This is a genomic window from Actinomycetes bacterium (genome assembly GCA_024222295.1).
GTDB lineage: Bacteria > Actinomycetota > Acidimicrobiia > Acidimicrobiales > Microtrichaceae > JAAEPF01.
Map to the genome: position 1 here is coordinate 1 of JAAEPF010000044.1, position 869 is coordinate 869.

Below are 869 nucleotides of genomic sequence, written 5' to 3' on the forward strand. Positions count from 1 at the left end.
CAAGGTCCGCTACATGACCAGCGCGAACACGGCCCGGAAACTGCGCCTCCGTCAATACCTCGCGCGCTGGGGCGCACCGGCCGACGGTCAGCGGCTGCCGGCGTAGCCCAGCGAGAGGCTGTGGCTCGAGTCGGTTGCCCCCGAGTCCATCCGGCCGTTGTCATCTGTTCCACCCGACGCGACGGCTTCTCCGGACTCGTTGAGCAGATTGTCGACGTCCTCGTCGGCGTACGCCCACAAGTAGACCGTGGTGTTTGCCGGCACGCCGAGGTCCCAGCTGACCGAGGTCTCGCCCGTGAGGTCTGGCCAGAGCACCTGCTCATAATCGTAGGCATCAGACTCAAGAGCGCTCGACGAGAGCGCTCCGCTGGGGCGGTACTTGAGCGCCGCCACGGTCACGGTCGAACCCGCCGGGAGGTCGTCGAAGGTGCCACCAGAGACATCAACGGTGCCGCTCAGGATCACAAGCGGGACGACGCTCATGCGGCTCGCGCCGTCGTCGCCCTCGACGGGCACGTGGATGTCCCGGTTGTCCAGGTCGAGCGTGCTCACCGCGACCGGGTTGGCCTCGGCGCCCATGGCATCGACGACCGCACCCCAGGTGTCCGTGACCTCAACGAGCCCGTTGGCGTTCGAGTCCCAGACACCCACGAGGTAGGTGTTGCCAATGTTCTCGGGCACGTCGAACGAGTAGGCCGCGGTCGCGGTTCCGTCGGCGCCGAGCACCGGCGTCACCCGATCCGTGTACCCCAGGCTGGTGCCGCTGGCGTCGACCAGCAGCGCGAGCGCGTCGCCGCTGTCGTAGCCCTCGGTGACGATGAGGTCGCCGTTGATGTTCACCGTGGCGCCGGCCCCGGAGCCGCCACCCG

The 869-nt window shown here is 68.4% G+C and carries 1 protein-coding gene; it reads right to left on the minus strand.

Features of this window, described 5'->3' with window-relative positions:
• Positions 1 to 87: 87 nt before the first annotated feature.
• The coding region (locus tag GY812_14370) for a hypothetical protein (GenBank protein MCP4436669.1) at positions 88 to 869 on the minus strand (782 nt) is incomplete at its 5' end.